20 protein-coding genes are annotated in these 15,076 nt (G+C 64.9%); all 20 read left to right on the top strand.

The window, feature by feature from the left end:
* Positions 1–78 precede the first annotated feature (78 nt).
* Complete coding sequence (locus tag IEX84_RS06600; RefSeq protein WP_188871128.1) at positions 79–504, top strand: hypothetical protein; 426 nt, start codon at positions 79–81, stop codon at positions 502–504.
* Positions 497–865: a hypothetical protein gene (locus IEX84_RS06595; RefSeq protein WP_188871126.1), complete on the top strand. Its 369-nt coding sequence runs from the start codon at positions 497–499 to the stop codon at positions 863–865. The genes IEX84_RS06600 and IEX84_RS06595 overlap by 8 nt, the downstream gene beginning before the upstream one ends.
* Before the next feature lie 2 nt (positions 866–867).
* Positions 868–1,266 (top strand): hypothetical protein, encoded by a 399-nt coding sequence (locus IEX84_RS06590; RefSeq protein ID WP_188871125.1) that lies wholly within the window; start codon positions 868–870, stop codon positions 1,264–1,266.
* A 99-nt stretch (positions 1,267–1,365) separates the two neighbouring features.
* Complete coding sequence (locus IEX84_RS06585) at positions 1,366–1,557, top strand: hypothetical protein (protein ID WP_188871123.1); 192 nt, start codon at positions 1,366–1,368, stop codon at positions 1,555–1,557.
* A complete protein-coding gene (locus IEX84_RS06580; RefSeq protein ID WP_188871121.1) occupies positions 1,550–1,846 on the top strand; it encodes an HNH endonuclease signature motif containing protein in 297 nt (98 codons plus the stop codon). Before IEX84_RS06585 ends, IEX84_RS06580 begins: the two co-directional genes overlap by 8 nt.
* A gap of 9 nt (positions 1,847–1,855) precedes the next feature.
* The gene (locus tag IEX84_RS06575) at positions 1,856–2,404 is read left to right on the top strand and encodes a hypothetical protein (protein WP_188871118.1); all 549 of its coding nucleotides are present in this window, start codon (positions 1,856–1,858) and stop codon (positions 2,402–2,404) included.
* On the top strand, positions 2,397–3,977 hold the full coding sequence (locus tag IEX84_RS06570) for a hypothetical protein (protein ID WP_188871116.1): 1,581 nt from the start codon (positions 2,397–2,399) through the stop codon (positions 3,975–3,977). The genes IEX84_RS06575 and IEX84_RS06570 overlap by 8 nt, the downstream gene beginning before the upstream one ends.
* Entirely contained in the window at positions 3,977–5,401 is a 1,425-nt protein-coding gene (locus IEX84_RS06565; RefSeq protein WP_188871114.1) for an anti-CBASS protein Acb1 family protein, read from the top strand. The genes IEX84_RS06570 and IEX84_RS06565 overlap by 1 nt, the downstream gene beginning before the upstream one ends.
* Positions 5,401–6,234 (top strand): structural protein, encoded by an 834-nt coding sequence (locus tag IEX84_RS06560; protein WP_188871112.1) that lies wholly within the window; start codon positions 5,401–5,403, stop codon positions 6,232–6,234. Before IEX84_RS06565 ends, IEX84_RS06560 begins: the two co-directional genes overlap by 1 nt.
* Positions 6,235–6,439: 205 nt before the next feature.
* Positions 6,440–7,552 (top strand): hypothetical protein, encoded by a 1,113-nt coding sequence (locus tag IEX84_RS06555; protein ID WP_188871110.1) that lies wholly within the window; start codon positions 6,440–6,442, stop codon positions 7,550–7,552.
* The gene (locus IEX84_RS06550) at positions 7,552–8,052 is read left to right on the top strand and encodes a hypothetical protein (protein WP_188871107.1); all 501 of its coding nucleotides are present in this window, start codon (positions 7,552–7,554) and stop codon (positions 8,050–8,052) included. Before IEX84_RS06555 ends, IEX84_RS06550 begins: the two co-directional genes overlap by 1 nt.
* Positions 8,053–8,055: 3 nt before the next feature.
* Positions 8,056–9,096 (top strand): hypothetical protein, encoded by a 1,041-nt coding sequence (locus IEX84_RS06545; protein ID WP_188871105.1) that lies wholly within the window; start codon positions 8,056–8,058, stop codon positions 9,094–9,096.
* Between the two features lie 6 nt (positions 9,097–9,102).
* Complete coding sequence (locus tag IEX84_RS06540) at positions 9,103–9,444, top strand: hypothetical protein (protein ID WP_188871103.1); 342 nt, start codon at positions 9,103–9,105, stop codon at positions 9,442–9,444.
* Positions 9,445–9,447: 3 nt separating this feature from the next.
* Positions 9,448–9,849 (top strand): hypothetical protein, encoded by a 402-nt coding sequence (locus IEX84_RS06535; RefSeq protein ID WP_188871101.1) that lies wholly within the window; start codon positions 9,448–9,450, stop codon positions 9,847–9,849.
* 3 nt (positions 9,850–9,852) lie between these two features.
* A complete protein-coding gene (locus IEX84_RS06530; protein ID WP_188871099.1) occupies positions 9,853–10,317 on the top strand; it encodes an HK97 gp10 family phage protein in 465 nt (154 codons plus the stop codon).
* Positions 10,314–10,919, top strand: a complete 606-nt coding sequence (locus IEX84_RS06525; RefSeq protein ID WP_188871097.1) for a hypothetical protein — start codon at positions 10,314–10,316, stop codon at positions 10,917–10,919. The genes IEX84_RS06530 and IEX84_RS06525 overlap by 4 nt, the downstream gene beginning before the upstream one ends.
* 17 nt (positions 10,920–10,936) lie before the next feature.
* Positions 10,937–12,277 (top strand): hypothetical protein, encoded by a 1,341-nt coding sequence (locus IEX84_RS06520; RefSeq protein WP_188871095.1) that lies wholly within the window; start codon positions 10,937–10,939, stop codon positions 12,275–12,277.
* Between the two features lie 6 nt (positions 12,278–12,283).
* Positions 12,284–12,658: a hypothetical protein gene (locus IEX84_RS06515; protein ID WP_188871093.1), complete on the top strand. Its 375-nt coding sequence runs from the start codon at positions 12,284–12,286 to the stop codon at positions 12,656–12,658.
* A gap of 10 nt (positions 12,659–12,668) precedes the next feature.
* On the top strand, positions 12,669–13,100 hold the full coding sequence (locus tag IEX84_RS06510; protein ID WP_188871091.1) for a hypothetical protein: 432 nt from the start codon (positions 12,669–12,671) through the stop codon (positions 13,098–13,100).
* Positions 13,101–13,239: 139 nt separating this feature from the next.
* Entirely contained in the window at positions 13,240–15,054 is a 1,815-nt protein-coding gene (locus IEX84_RS06505) for a hypothetical protein (protein ID WP_188871089.1), read from the top strand.
* Positions 15,055–15,076: the final 22 nt, after the last annotated feature.

Below are 15,076 nucleotides of genomic sequence, written 5' to 3'. Positions count from 1 at the left end.
CCGAGGCCGCACGCGTCTCGCTCAGTTGCGCGCCGTCGGCAGCCACCGTCTACCCCCGCGGGCAACGTGGGGATGACCGTGGCCGACGTCGCGCCCTCCTCCTCCTACCAGCCAGCTCACTCCGCCAGGCGGACGCACGCGTTCGAGTCGCGTGGTGAGCTCTTCCGACTCCTGACCGATCGATGCATCCTGACCATGTCCACCCACCATACCTGGCCGGCCGATGTCCGCGAGCATAACCTCCGGCTTGCCCGGCTCCTCAAAGCCCACTTCGACATGTCGCTTAAAACGTACAAGCTCCTCAAGGCCGGCGCCCTGTCTGTCGCAACCGTCGCACTCGCAACATACGCCATCCAGAACGGCGCTGCCCCCGGCCTCACCGCCTGGATCGCGTTCTTCGTTCTACTCGTCCTCAACGGCGTTGAGGTGAGCGAACTCGCCGCCGTCTGGCTCGAACTCCAAGACCTCTCCGGCGACGACACGGAGGACGCCACCGATGAGTAACGAACAGACCAGCTCCGACGTCTCCCCGAGCGTCCTTGATCGCGTCGTCGCGTGGATCAAGGCCGCCGGCGCAGCCAGCGAGACAGACTCCGCCCGCGACGGCTTCCTCAGCTATCACGCAGAATCACACGCGCTCGGGCTCGGCCTTGCGGCCGGCTGGTTCTTCGTCGCGACCGGGCAGACGCAACTGCTCTCGATCATCTACGCGGCCGCCGTCTACGGCCGCGCCCGAACGGTCAACGGCGGCGCGCGACGCCGCGTCCTCGCCGACGTCACGCAAGAGTGGCACTACGCCCTCGGGGGCGTCGTCGCCGGCGCAGTCCTCGCCACACTCCTCGCGCTCGTCCGCACGCTCCTCTGACCATGACCACACCTGATCACGGCCTTGATGCGCTCGCCGACGTCGTCCGGATCGTCGACGGCGACACCTGGGTCGGCTACCGAATGCCCGAACCCCGAACCGTCGTCGGCCCATCGACACATCGCCTCCGCGGCATCGACACCCACGAAACCGACGCCGACGGCCCCGCCATCCGCGACCGAGCACAGCAGGAGGAAGCGTTCACGCGCGAGTGGATCCACCAGGGCCAGCAGATGTGGGGGCCGCGACACTGGCCGTTCCGCGTCACCTACGCCGCGGACGTCGAGTCTGGCGAAGGGGCATTCGGCCGCGAGCTCGTCGATCTTGTTCGGCGGGCCGACGGCCAACGCCTCTCCGACGCCCTCCGCGGAGAGTTCACCGACATCCAAGCCGATGAGTGACGACAGCCCGTTCACGAACACGACGCCATCACAGTGCTACTTCGGCGGACGTCTCCCCCGCGCTCTCGACGTCGCCGAGAATCCGGAGGAAGCGGACGGATGACGTACCAAGCACAGTGTGAAGAGTGCGGGGAGCGCGTTGACGACGCGTTCCTCATGGGACAGTTCCACGAGGACGAATACCTCTCCCATCCACTCGGCGACAAGCTGAAAGAAGCGGGCTACGAGCTCCAGGACACGATCACGTTCTGCGCCGACTGCACAGCCGGGTTCCTCCTCGACGATGACTGACGACCAAGACGCCCGCGACCAAGCACGCCGACAGTACTGGCAGGGGCGCTCCCGGCGGAGCTGGCGATGCCCACGCTGCGGGCGCTCCTACGGCGAGGTTGATCGCGTCGACGTCCATCATCGCGACGGGAACCCCCACAACAACAGCCCAGAGAACCTCGTCGCGCTCTGCAAGCGCTGCCATATCGGCGGCGAGCATAACCGCGAAGTCGACGACGACCACCTCACCCCACCCTCACCGGGCTACCTCGGCCCGCCACGGCCGCGGAACCTCGGCCCCGGCCCCTGACTCGAACTGATGAAGATTCATCCAGACGCGCCGACCGACGCCGACGGAAACCCCGTCCACCCGGACGACGCGGACCGCTATATCTGCGGCCGGCCGAAGAGTGAGTCGACAACTCCCTCCGAGCATGGTCGTGAGCGCGACGATGTCGACTTCTGCATGCTCACCGCCGGTCACGGCACCACGGACCCGAAGCGGACGGGCGAGCCCGGCGTCGCGTGCAAGCATCACGGCGGGAACGCCCCCAAAGGCCGCGCGAACGGCAACTACCAGACGGGAGCGTTCTCCGAGCACCTCCAGTCCGATCTCTCTGATCGTGAACGCGAGGCATTCGGCGGCCTCGTCGAGGCCTTCGGCGACCAGGATCGAGCGCAGGACGCCGTCCGTGAACTCGCTGCCGAGGCGCTGATCAAGTACAAGCGCTCGGGAGATCACCGCTTCCTCCGCGAGGCCCGCCAGCTCCTCTCCGAGTTCAACATCGCCGACGCGACGGACCATCTCGAAGTCGACGGCGTCGACGACCTCCTGATGCAGGACCTCCGCGAGGCTCACGATGAGTAGCACGACCTCCGCATCGTCGACAGCGCGACCGAAGCGGCCAAGCCACTACGCCGAACGCGCGCGCGCCGGCGACGAAACGTGGCTCGAGGACTGTATTGAGGACGTCCTCGGGCTCCGCGTCTCCGACGCGCAACGCGAGATCTGCCGGTCGGTCGCCTCGAACCAGAAGACGCTCGTCGTCACTGCGAACGGCCTCGGGAAGTCCTACATCCTCGCCGCGATCGCCAACGCGTGGCTGTACGTCCTCTACCCGGCAACGGTCCTCGCAACTTCGGGGACGGAGAAGAAGATGAAGCGGACGTTCTGCAAGCCGGTCGAGGCACTCCACGACTCCGCGCTCGACGGCGCCGGCCTCCCCGGCGAGTTCAAGCATCGTCCCGAGCGGATCGACTTCCCCGACGATCCCGAGCACTGGTTCGAGGCCACCAGCCCCCAGGACGCCGGCGAGCTCGAGGGCGTCCACTCCGCCTACCACCTCTCGATCATCGAGGAGGCCGACAAGGACGACGTCGACGCCGAGACCGTCGACGCGATGGACTCCCTCGTCACTGACGAACGCGACCGGATGATCGCCATCGCGAACCCACCGGTCGACGAGACGAACATCGTCGCCGACCTCCTCGACAAGCCGACCTGGAACGACGTCTCCTTCTCAAGTTTCGCCTCCCACAACGTCCAAGTCGAACTCGGCGAGGCCGAGGGCCCCCAGATCGACGGGCTCGCCACCCTCTGGAAGATCAAGGAGGACTGGCGCGAGTTCAACGAAGAGGACTGGCCGGGCGTCGAGGAAGCCCGCACGGTCTCCGACCCCACCTCGCCCGAGTTCCGCGACAACCTCGACCAACGCTGGTATCGGCGCCGCGCTGGCGTCATCCCGCCAGCCGGCGCGAGCGCGAACCGCCCCTGGACGGTCGACGACGTCAAGGCCGCCTGGGAGCGCGCCCCATCGTCGACGCGCGTCACGCCCTATGGGACCGGGATCGACTTCGCGCGCGCTGGCGACGAGACGGTCGTCGCGAGCATCCACGCGGATCGCTGCGTCGTCCACTACGCCGAATCTGGCACGAACCACACCCAGCAGGAGTCCCGCATTCGCCACGGCCATGGCGAGTTCGGCGGCCTTGACGATTACCCAGCGCATCCAGGGGCACTTGACGCCGTCGGTGAGGGCTCTGGCATCGCCGATCGGCTCTGCCAAGCCTACCCGGACTTCCACCGGTTCAACGCCGGCCAAACGGCCGACGACGACGTCGAGTATAAGGACTGCTGGACGGAGGCGCTCGCAGTCTTCGGCCGCTGGCTGAAAGAAGGCGGCTGCATCCAAGATCGCGACCTCTACGAGCAAGCGCTCGTCGCGGCGCGTGTCGTCGAGTACGAGGAGAAGTTCTACGCAAGCCACGGCGACGACGGCGCTGAAGTCTTGGTCGCAACGTCGAAGCAAGCGATCAAGGATCAGCTCGACGGGAGCCGATCACCGGACTATCTCGACGCGGCGATCATGGCGGCATTCGCGGCCGAAGGCAAACGCGCCGGCGGTGGCACGTCCGGCACCGGCGTGTGGGGGTCTAACTGATGACTGACACAACTACTACTGACAGCGACGATGCCGAGACGTACGAGCTGACCGCGGACGAGCTCGCGGGCATCCAGATGCGGACGATGCTCGCGGCGAACCTCGGGAAACAGTACGACGGCGACCGCGACCTCTACGAGGCGTTCGGCTGGGACGAGCAGCCCGGAGTGGAGGACTTCTACGCGATGTACCTCCGCCACCCCTACGCGCGCGCCGTCGTCGACATCCCCGCAACGACGACGTGGCGCGATCCGCCAACCATCACTGACAGCGTAGAAATGGGAGCTGGTGAGACGACCGCCTTCGAGGACGACCTCGCGACGCTCGAGGACGACGAGCGCCTCTGGCACTACGCGAGGCGCGCCGACAAACTCGCCGGGATCGGCGAGTATGGCGTGCTCGTCATCGGGTTCGCCGACAACCGTGATCTCGCCGCCCCCGTCGATGGCGGAGAGATCGACGGGCCTGCGGACGTCCGCTGGCTTCGCCCGTTCAGCCAGCTCTCCGTTGAGGACCTCCGCCTCGACGACGACCCCCAGAGCGACCGCTGGGGGTATCCCGAATACTACCGGCTTGACCTTGGCGACGAAGACGACGCCACACCGGAGACCTCGACGACCGCATGGGTGCATCACTCGCGCGTCATCCATATCGCCGAGAACCTCCTCGACGACGACATCCGCGGCACCCCCCGGATGGAGCCCGTCTATAACGCACTCTTCGACATCGAGAAGACGCTCGGTGCCGCCGCCGAAATGGCCTATCGCGGCGCCGACTACGGGCTCGCGGTCAACGTCGACTCCGGCTACCAGCTCGAAGACGGCGGCGACCGAATGGAGCAAGAGCTCCAAGAGTTCATGCACGGCTTCTCGAAGACGATGCAGTTGGAGGGCGCCGACGTCGAGCAGATCGGTGGGAACGATATCGACCCAACGCCGATCATCAATCCCGAGATCGAAGCGATCAGCGCCTACACCGGCATGCCCCAATCAATGCTGAAAGGCAACGAGACAGGGGAGCGCGCCACAACTGAAGACCGGAAGGAATGGTACGGGTCGATCGCCGAGCGTCGCGAACAGACCACCACGCCGATCATCGTCCGCGACCTCATCGATCGACTCACAGAGTACGGTGCAGTCTCCCAGCCCAACGGTGGCGGCTATGACGTTGCGTGGCCGCCGCTTGCCGAGCAGTCCGAGTCGGATGAAGCCGATGTCCAAGCCACTCGTGCGGAGGTTCTCCAGCAGGTGCAGGCACTCCTCGCCGGCATGACGACTGCAGATGTCGTTGAGTTCATCGAAACCGGCGAGTTCCCGGACCTTGGAGCTGAGTCAACCGCGGACGTCCCACCCATCGACGAGGCCGACGAGAACGTCCAAGACTACTACGGGAGTGCGTTCCCGGAGGCGGAGGCCGATGACTGATGGCCCACACCCACCAACGGCATACACTCACCGCCGAGGCCCAAGATCTGACGCGGACGACGACGCTCCACAAGCGCGAGTTCGCGCCAGCGATGACCAAACGCTTCCGCCGCCTGAAGGGACTGCTTCGGACGACGGTCGGCTACGAGAACGACGCACTCGAACTCGCAGCCGCTCAGCCCCGCGACCACTTCACGTTCGACACGCGGGCCGACGCTGTCGACGCGTTCACCGAGTGGCTCCAAGAGGCTCTCGACGAGGACGTCCTAGAGCAGATCACACCCAGCCGTATCGCACAGGGCGGACACTATACGGGCCCGTATCTCCGGACGGCCTACCTGCGCGGGCTTCGCGGCGCCGAGCGCCGACTCGAGGAGGCTGGCATCCACGCCGGCGAGGCGAGTGTCGGTGCCACCTTCCGCATGCCTGTCCACCAGCGCACCGTTCAAGAAATCTACACGCGAGCGTACGACAATCTCGCCGGCATCACCGACGCCATCCAAGAGACGGTTCGCGATGATCTTGCGACCGCGCTTACAGAAGGGTGGAATCCACGGAAAGCCGCCGCCCGTCTCACTCAGGACATCGACGATATCGGCATCACACGAGCGCGAACGCTCTCTCGAACGGAGATCTCCAACGCGTATAATACCGCGAGCGCCCGTCGATACGACGGCGCTGGTGTCGACGAGGTCCGCATCCTCACCTCCGACCCGTGCCCGGTTTGCGAGGCGCTCGCCACCAACGGCCCATATCCGGTTTCTGAGGCGGACGGGCTGATCCCGGGACGCACGCATCCAAACTGCGTGTGCTGTATCGCGCCTGTCGTATAGACCTCCGACCCCTGGCCCGATGACGGCGTCGACGAGTGTCGAGTGATGCTCCGAGCTCGAGGTCCCGGACCCTCTCTTACTGATGACCACTACAGAACTCCGAGTCCCCGTCCGCTATCTCCAAGCGGACACGAACGACCCGACCGAGACTGACCCGCCGTGGCGTTTCTCCGGAATCGCCGTCGCACCCGGAGACGTCCTCCACATGGACGACGGCACACCCGTCCTCTTCACCGAGGAGGCGCTCCGCGCCGCGGCAGAAACTCAAACTGACGAACCGCTTACCGCCGACCATCCCGCCGATGACTTCGGCCGCCCCGAGTACCCACCCAGTACTGACGACACGTACGGGAAGGTCACAAAAGCGCGCTATCTCGACGGGAAAGGCGTCGGCTACGAGGCAAACGTCCACGACCCCGATCTCGCCCGCGGGATCCACGCCGGGAGCTACGAGGTCTCCATCCATCCCTCGTTCCGCGCGGATCACGTCGACGAAGAGAGCGGTCTCCTCGTCGCCGAGGACATCGACTTCCTTGATCTCTCGGTCGTCTCCAAGGGCGACTCCCCCTCGAACACCGTCAACTGGGGGCCCTCCGAGGAACTCGCCGCATGGGTTCACGACAACGACATCGCGGCCGAGCTAACCGCAGCAGCGGACGACGACAACGGCGGTGATGCTCCCACACCACCCGATGCGGATCGCCCCGCAGCCCGCGGACTTGTCGACTCCTTCGCCGAGTTCCTCGGCGTCGACACCGCCCGCGGCGGCGCGGCCTCTGCCCAGACCGACGACGAACCGGCGGAATCCGGCCCGGACCCCTTGACTCAGATGGACGACAAATACCAGACGCTCATCAACGACCACGACTTCAGCGAAGAGTCGCTTGAGGCGATGGACGAGGACGACCTCGACCGCCTCTACGACTCCGTTACCACCACCGACGGCAGTGGTGACCCTGAGAACAGCACACAGAACACCGTCGAAGTCGATCTCGGTGACCACGACTCCCTCGAGGACTACGTCGCCGACATCGCCGACAACCAGGTCGCAGCAGCGAAGGCCCAGACCGAGAAGGCGGATCGCGTCGACGAGATCATCGCACACTCGGACGACTTCAGCGAGGAGGACCGCGAGGACCTCATGGCCTCAACCGAGAGCGTCCTCAACTCCCTCCATGAACAGGCAACGGCGTCGGCGACGGCGCGCCTCCCGGGCGCGACCGGCCGACAGCAGGCGACCGCTGGCGCCGAGGATGCCGGCGAGTACGAGGATCTCGTCGCCCAACTCAACGGCCACGGCGACAGAGGTGATGACTAATGTCGAGTAACAAGATCGTCATGGGCGGCCCCACCGCCACCGAAAAGGAGGGAGAGGCCGCCGAGTCGATCACGCCCGGGCACCTCGTCGAGTACGTCAGCGGGAACCTCGAACAGTTCCAGAAGCACTCCACCGCGGGTGGTGTCGCGGAACCGCTCGTCGCGACGAAAGCCCCCTACTCTGGCGACCCGACCACCGACATCGAATCCGTCGAGGATGCCTACGCTGGTGGCGACTACGTCTTCGTCGCCGGTCTCAAGCGATTCATTCGCGTGCTCGGCCTCCTCTTCGGCGGCTCCAACGCCGCCGGTGCAGCGCCCGACGTCGCAGCGAACGCGGACATCACCGCCGGTGATTTCCTCGTCTCCTACGGCAACGGCGCGGTCCGCAAGTACGACTCGAGCAACGACTCGCCCGGCGCCGTCATCGGCGTCGCTCGCGAAGACGTCGACAATTCTGGGTCGGCCAGTCAGGCCCGGCTCGTCTACGAGGTGCTCTAATCAATGTCTACCCAACCCCCGAACACGAAGGTGCAGAGCGCGAAACAGCTATTCGCAGACGCCGGTGGTGATCGTGGGTTCCAATACCTCATGGCCGCCAGCGACGACGAACGCGCAGAACTCATCGCCGACGGCGCGCTCGAGTACGAGGAGTGGAAGGACCTCTCCGACGTCGTCGTCGAAAACCGCAACCAGCAGCTCAACCTCGTCAACGATCTCCGCGGCGCCGGTCTGACGACCAGTGAGGATCTCGCGACGTGGGTCTCGCGCTGGCAGACGATGGGGGACATCAGCGAGGACGCCGAGATCGGGATGAACCCCGAGGGCGACTCCAACGAGGAGGACCCCGGGTACGGCCTTGACGGCGTCCCGCTCCCCTGCGTCTGGAAGGACTGGCGGATCGACCGCCGCATCCTCATGTCCAGCCGCCAGGGGCCGGGGAATGCCCTTGACACGAAGGTCCCCAGTCAGGCTACTCGGAGCGTCTCCTCGACGTTCGAGAAGTACTTCATCAACGGCTGGAAGCGCCCGATCGACGGCTACGAGATGTACGGCTTCGCCAATCACCCCGACCGGAACACGGTCACTGGGTCGAACTGGTACGACGACACGGCCGACGCCGAGGACATCCGCGCCGACTTCCTCTCGGCGGTCGAAGCCCTCGAGAACGACGAGTTCGACGACGGCGGCTACTGGACGTACGTCAACCGTGGCGAGTACCAGCGCCTCCGCCGAATCATCGCCGACTTCGGCGGTGGGAGCCCTGGGGACACGAACATGCGCGAGCGGATTCTCGGCGAGCTCGGCGACGAGATCGCACGCATCCGCCCGACCAAGCACGTCCCCGCCGGGGAGGCGATCCTCTTCCAGCCGACTCGCGACGTCGTCGAGCTCGGTGTCGCCGAGGAAATCCAGCCGATCGAATGGGAGAGCCCGTCCGGGTGGACGCTCCACATGAAGATCTTCGGCGGGATGAACCTCCAGCTCGCCTCCACGGAAGCCGGCCAGATGGGCGTCGCGCACCTTACCGGCCTTCAGGGGTGATGAGTGATGGCGACCTATCGATTCACGGGGACACGCCTCGTCCGTGACAGCGGCCAAACAACCCTCACCGAAGGGGATCTCGTCGAGGATCCGACCGACGCCGAACTTGATGCGTTCGGCGATCTCCTCACACCCGTCGACACCACAGGCGGGGGGAGCGATGTGGATGGCGCGGGCGGGATCGAACCGCCGTTCGACCCGACCGGGGTGACGGTCGCGACGCTCCGCAGCAACCTCGACGACAACGACTACTCGCCTGCTGAACTCGACGCACTTCACGCGGCTGAGGAGGCCGGCGAATCGCGAGAAACCGCGCTCGACGCAATCGACGCTGAACGCGAGGGATGACCGATGCCCTACGAGAGCGAGTCGGACCTGAAGTACATCTCGGGCCTGGACGCAATCCCGCTGACCGGCCCAGACGCGTGGAGTGACACCCCGCAGGAGAAACTCAAGGCGGCCGACGCCGCGGAGGGACTGCTCGAAGCGCGCGTAAACAGCGGCCTCCCACTCGACGACGTCGAGTCCATCCACCGCACCGCAGCGACCGCCTACGCAAGCTACATCCTCCTCTCCGGCGTCGAACATCCCAACTCCGCCCGATCCGGCGACTTCTACTCCGGCTCGAACGAGGATGTCGCCGAAGTCGCCAGCGAGATGAAGACCATCTGGGAGGACGCGGTCCAAGGCATCATCAACGCCAGCGCGGACGAAGGCACGAACACGGCGACACTCAACGTCCCCGACTTCTAGCTCATGACCCAGTTCAACGGCTTCGAGGATCTGGCCGAGGAGTTCTCTGAACTCGCGCAGGAGTTCGAGGCTGTCGCTGATCGATTCGATAGCGCGGTTGACACTGGGGTTCGAGACACCACGCTCCAAATCGAAGCAACCGCCAAAGAAAACGTATCCGTCGACAGTGGAACGCTTCGCTCAAGCCTCGCCCACTTACGTGCGGGGCAGGCCGACTATCGTGTCGGCACGAATGTCCCGTACGCGGAGGACGTCGAGAAGGGGACGAGCCCGCACGTTATCACGCCCGATGACGCGGACGCACTCCACTTCACCGTCAACGGCCAGGAAGTCTTCGCCGCCCGCGTGGAACACCCGGGGACGCCAGCACAACCCTATCTCGGGCCGGCGCTCCACGAACACGAGGACGCGCTCGTCGAGAACATCCAGGACGAGATCGCGCGCCTCCTCCGGGCGGTGTTCCGATGACGCCCGACGCCGTCCTTGCCGCGATCAAACGCGCGCTCGAAGCCTCCGAGATGGACACGGGCGACGTGATCACCGAGGAGCCGAGCTACGAAGGCGCGAACAACCGCCTCCGCCAACCCTGGGTCACGCTCCAGGTGACGAGCATGCCTCGGGGGACGGTGCACGATACCGACCGTGTCGCCTACGTCACCGACGATGCGGGGAACCGCGTCGGCCGCGTCTTCGAACTGGACTGGGAGATGGATGTTCAGGTGGACATCCACATCGCTGGGGGTAACGTTCCGTGGGACGCCACCCAACTCGGGTTCGACTGCCAGCAGGCACTCCGGCCGTTCGATTCGCACAACGAGGGGCGCGCACTCCCTGACGGCGACGGCGGCACGGTCTCGGATGTCTCCTACCTCCGGATCGACGAGGGCCGCCGAGAGGACGACCTCGGCGGCCCGGATATCCGCCGCTGGCGACAGGACCTCCGCGTCCACTTCTTCGACCGCACCAGTACTGACGGACAGCCGATCACGACCGTCCACACGCCAACGACCGACGAGACGACGACATCGTCGGCAGACGGCGAGACGCTGGTCTGGGAGTACCAGCCCTAAACCCTCCCGCCTGACACATGACTATCACGTATGGCAGCACGCCCGGGACCGAGGTGATCCTCAAGGGGCAGTCCATTACCGGCGTCGAAGTCGGGATGGAAGAGCTCCTCGTCATCTTCGGTCGGGGCGACCCAAGCAGTGGCACCGCCGCAACGAACACCCCGACGCAGATCACGTCCGCCGACGACGCCGAGACCAAATTCGGCGCCGACACCGAACTCGCAAACGGCTGCCGCGACGCGCTCAACAACGGCGCGAACAACGGCTACCTCTACGGCGTCATGCCGTCGACGACCGCGGTCACCGGCGAGTCGCACGCCGGCACCCAGTCCTTCACACTCGGGAACGCCCCGATCATCGAAGACACCGCCGAGATCACGGTCACCGACACGACCGCCGGGACCGACCTCGACGTCGAGTACCACTACGGGTCGCTCGCGACCCCGTCATCAACCGACACCGCGTACGTCAACCCCTTCACCGGGGACGTAGAGACGGACGCGAGCAGCGACTTCGAGATCGACTACAAGTACCTCGAATGGCGGGGGGCGTTCGACAGCGCGGACATGGTCCTCAACGAGGGCGACTCCGGCGTCTACGTCGCACTCAGCGAGGCGGAATCTGTCGCGTCCGCGCTCGCCGGGAAAGCCCAATCCCTCCGCAACCCCGACTACAAGATGGTGAAGGCATTCGCCGGCGCCGAGCCGAACGCGACCACCTCCGAGTCCCCGCCGACGCCGATGTACGACACGACGACGTACGAGGACGCCGTCGACGCGCTCCCGCAGTGGCTCGCCGCCCCCGTCCGCCAAGACGATACGACCGAGACGCTGCTCGGCGCGCTCGCCGGGATCGGCGCGGGGAACGCCCTCACAAACCCGATCCTCGGCGACGCACTCACCGGCGTCACGCTCGAAACCGGGAAGAACGACGAAGGCCGGCTCACAAAGGCGGACCGAGACAACCTCCGTGATGGGCAGGTCATCCCGATCAAATCCGAGGGCTCGATTACGGTCGACGGCAGTTCGTCGACATCCACCGAAGCCGACTGGCGCCGCACCTATCAGACGGTTCGCGTCGTCGACCGCTGCGTCCTCCTCGTGAAGGCGGTCGGCGACGCCGTCTACGGCCAGCTCGACACGAGTGACCGTGAGCAGATCGCCGCGCAGACCGCCCAGGGAGAACTCGAAGATCTCGCGGCGGACGGACTGCTCGAAGCGAACACCCAGGACGAGACGAACCTCTACGTCCGCCCGGCCGAGACGGACCAAGGCGAGATCGCCCTCGAAATGGGCGTCACGCCGATTCAGGCTGTCAGCACGTTCCGCGCGACAGTGAACATCGACACGCAGGGGTGACAATAGATGGATAAGAACTTCCACGGATCTGACGCGTCGCTCGTGATCGACTCCGAAAAATACCCATGTACGTCAAAGAGCTTCAGCTGGGAGCCACAGACAAGTGACAGCCAGTTCGACGACTCCCCAATTGAGCAGACCGACAAAGGAGTGACCGGCGTCGATATTTCCGGGTCCTTCGAGTATGACGGGAAAAACGCCGAACTCCGCGACGCCTTGATGGCTGCACCAGAGAACAAACATCGACTCATCATCCGAGAAGATGGTGGCGGTGTGCGCTGTAATGGTGTCATCATCACGAGTTTCTCACGCGACTACCCCAGCGACGAGAAGGCGTCCACGTCAATCGATTACGAAGCCGAATCCGCAACGACATTCTAAGGTGACACAAATGGCAGACGGCTCCGAGGTAGTTGACAAAATCCTCGCCGAAACCGCAGATGAATCAATCGTTCTCAAAACGAAGCATGGCGAACTCACATTCACACTTAACCGCCTCCCTCGCCGCCAGCGGGTGGAGACTATGCGCGCTCTCCCAGATGAGTTGCTGCAGAACCTCGGGCAAGTGCAGGACTCGGATGCAGAAACCGCCGCCGAGGTCGCTGACGAGATCGGGGTTACCTCCAGCATGATCCCCTCCGGCGCCGCAATCGATAAACTCGACGACGCAATCGCAACCGGCCTCGACAGCCCAACTCTCATCGGAGACGAAATTGTCGACCTCTTTGAGCACGCCGACGACGAAATCTACATGGGTGTCGCGTTCTGGGTGCTCGGAAAATCCGCTGACGTCGACGGCGTTGAGTCCTTTCGCGAGAAGTAACGCCGGCCTCCACCTATTGTACGAAGTCGAACAATTCGGGTTCGCCAACATCGCTGGTGCCGGCCAACTCACCGATGCACAGCACACCTTCCTCATGTACGCACGAACCGAGCGCGCGCGCCGTAACCAGCCCTAACGCATGTTCAAAGCCCTAAACGCGGTTATCCGAGCGGAGAATCTGGTTTCGCCCGTCCTGCGTAGCATCGCGGGAGCGGCCGAAGACGCCGGCGAAGAAGCAACCGGGGCGGGTATCCGGTTCGGGAACTTCGGGTCCGCACTCAACAACACTTCCGATGACGCCATTGAGTTCGCTATCGGCGTCCACAACGCTCAGGACGCCGTTGATGGTCTCGGCGACGAGGCTACAGAGTCCGCGATTCAACTGCAGGGATTCACCGCTGCGTTGAATCATGCTGACCGGAGGGCTAGCGGATTCGGAGCGGAACTCGGTCCACTGTCCGGCGGGGTGTCCTCGGTAGGAGCTCTCGCTGCTGCGGCCACCCCTGAAGTCCTCGGGCTGTCCTCTGCTCTGATTGGTCTTGGCGGCGCTGGCGGTGCCGCCGCGGCGGGAATTGGCGCGCTCGCGTTCGGTGGCCTGCAGCAGCGTGCTGAGCGGATGGCCGCGACGTCGTCTAAGCTCGCTGATTCGGGCGAGGCGATGCAGCAGATCTGGGAGAACTTCGGCACAGAAGTCCGTGAGGCAACCGCGCCCCTGCAGACGATGGCGAATACGGACTTCGCCATGAGTGGGCTTGAGGGGGCTGTGGAGCTCATCCATAAAGCGTCAACGTCAATCGCTGATCTCCGAGGGACGCTCGTCCCGCTTGCCGAGTCGTTCGGCGCGACAACGCTGCAGACGGCCCCTGCGGCATTCGAGGAGATTGAGACGACGGTCCGTAAGTTAGCACCTGCGCTCGAAGGGTTGAACTCGGTGGTCCGCGCCACTCCAGACGCGATCCGCTATTTCCGTGAGCAGGCAGTTAAACTATCGCCTGCGCTCGGTGACGTGGGGTGGAGTGCGATCAACGCTGCTGGCTCTGTCGGTGAACTCGGCACGACTGTGCTTACGTACGCGCTTCCCGCGTTGTCCCTCGCCCTCGACGGCGTCAACGCGCTCGCGTCCGGATTTAACGCCCTTCCACAGCCACTTCAAGCCGCCTCTGTGGCAATGGTGGCTGCCAGTATCGGCGCGTATACACTCGCCGGAGGTGTCGGGGTTCTGAGCGCCGCGGTTGGCGTGTTGACGGCAGAGGTTACGATTCTCGCTGGCGCGCTCTCAGCCCCGGTCTGGGCCATCGCAGCAGTCGCCGGCGCGGCTGCAGGCCTCATCGAAGTGCTCGGCCTCTGGGATGATATCGCCAATGTCGCGAGCGCAAGTGCACGCGCGCTTGCGAGAGCGTGGAATTGGCTGGTGGAGGCAGGGGAGTTCCTCTTGAATGGGCTTATCGCTCTACAGCCGGCGTTTACGATGCTCGCAGCCTCGGTCGCATTGGTGAATCCGCCACTCGGCGTCGCGATCTGGGCGATAACGCACCTGGGAACCGTTATCGGTTGGGTGCAAGATGGCGTCCGCCTACTCGGCGATCTCTTCGAATGGCTCGGGAAGAAAGCCGAGGACTGGCTCGCCCCTGCCGCAGCCCTCGTCGATGACGCCGCATCAGCAATCGGTGACGCCGCCGATGCGGTCGACCAAGCCGGCGGCGTCCAGCTCGACGCCGCGAAGGTCAACACAGGGGGAAACTCGGGCAGCACGAAGGGGGGTAGCACCCCTCCGCCCGCCGCGTCCACCACCTCCGCCAGCACCACTACCGACAAACCGACCGTTGACAAGAGCACGCACAACTACGACGTGACAGTGAACGCCCAATCGGAGAATGCCGACGCGATAGCGGATCGCGTGGTGAAGCGCCTTGAGAAGAAACGCCGCATGCAGAGCGGACAGGGAACAAACTGACCACAGAACTATAGAGGCGGAT

It is taken from the genome of Halarchaeum rubridurum (assembly GCF_014647115.1).
GTDB lineage: Archaea > Halobacteriota > Halobacteria > Halobacteriales > Halobacteriaceae > Halarchaeum > Halarchaeum rubridurum.
Note: the sequence above shows the minus strand (reverse complement) of the source record. Positions and strands in the feature narration are given on the sequence as shown.

Coding starts and splice junctions, on each gene's coding strand:
- IEX84_RS06595 (WP_188871126.1), top strand. CDS start 497: ATGAGTAACGAACAGACCAGCTCCGACGTCTCCCCGAGCGTCCTTGAT.
- IEX84_RS06590 (WP_188871125.1), top strand. CDS start 868: ATGACCACACCTGATCACGGCCTTGATGCGCTCGCCGACGTCGTCCGG.
- IEX84_RS06585 (WP_188871123.1), top strand. CDS start 1,366: ATGACGTACCAAGCACAGTGTGAAGAGTGCGGGGAGCGCGTTGACGAC.
- IEX84_RS06580 (WP_188871121.1), top strand. CDS start 1,550: ATGACTGACGACCAAGACGCCCGCGACCAAGCACGCCGACAGTACTGG.
- IEX84_RS06575 (WP_188871118.1), top strand. CDS start 1,856: ATGAAGATTCATCCAGACGCGCCGACCGACGCCGACGGAAACCCCGTC.
- IEX84_RS06570 (WP_188871116.1), top strand. CDS start 2,397: ATGAGTAGCACGACCTCCGCATCGTCGACAGCGCGACCGAAGCGGCCA.
- IEX84_RS06565 (WP_188871114.1), top strand. CDS start 3,977: ATGACTGACACAACTACTACTGACAGCGACGATGCCGAGACGTACGAG.
- IEX84_RS06560 (WP_188871112.1), top strand. CDS start 5,401: ATGGCCCACACCCACCAACGGCATACACTCACCGCCGAGGCCCAAGAT.
- IEX84_RS06555 (WP_188871110.1), top strand. CDS start 6,440: ATGGACGACGGCACACCCGTCCTCTTCACCGAGGAGGCGCTCCGCGCC.
- IEX84_RS06550 (WP_188871107.1), top strand. CDS start 7,552: ATGTCGAGTAACAAGATCGTCATGGGCGGCCCCACCGCCACCGAAAAG.
- IEX84_RS06545 (WP_188871105.1), top strand. CDS start 8,056: ATGTCTACCCAACCCCCGAACACGAAGGTGCAGAGCGCGAAACAGCTA.
- IEX84_RS06540 (WP_188871103.1), top strand. CDS start 9,103: ATGGCGACCTATCGATTCACGGGGACACGCCTCGTCCGTGACAGCGGC.
- IEX84_RS06535 (WP_188871101.1), top strand. CDS start 9,448: ATGCCCTACGAGAGCGAGTCGGACCTGAAGTACATCTCGGGCCTGGAC.
- IEX84_RS06530 (WP_188871099.1), top strand. CDS start 9,853: ATGACCCAGTTCAACGGCTTCGAGGATCTGGCCGAGGAGTTCTCTGAA.
- IEX84_RS06525 (WP_188871097.1), top strand. CDS start 10,314: ATGACGCCCGACGCCGTCCTTGCCGCGATCAAACGCGCGCTCGAAGCC.
- IEX84_RS06520 (WP_188871095.1), top strand. CDS start 10,937: ATGACTATCACGTATGGCAGCACGCCCGGGACCGAGGTGATCCTCAAG.
- IEX84_RS06515 (WP_188871093.1), top strand. CDS start 12,284: ATGGATAAGAACTTCCACGGATCTGACGCGTCGCTCGTGATCGACTCC.
- IEX84_RS06510 (WP_188871091.1), top strand. CDS start 12,669: ATGGCAGACGGCTCCGAGGTAGTTGACAAAATCCTCGCCGAAACCGCA.
- IEX84_RS06505 (WP_188871089.1), top strand. CDS start 13,240: ATGTTCAAAGCCCTAAACGCGGTTATCCGAGCGGAGAATCTGGTTTCG.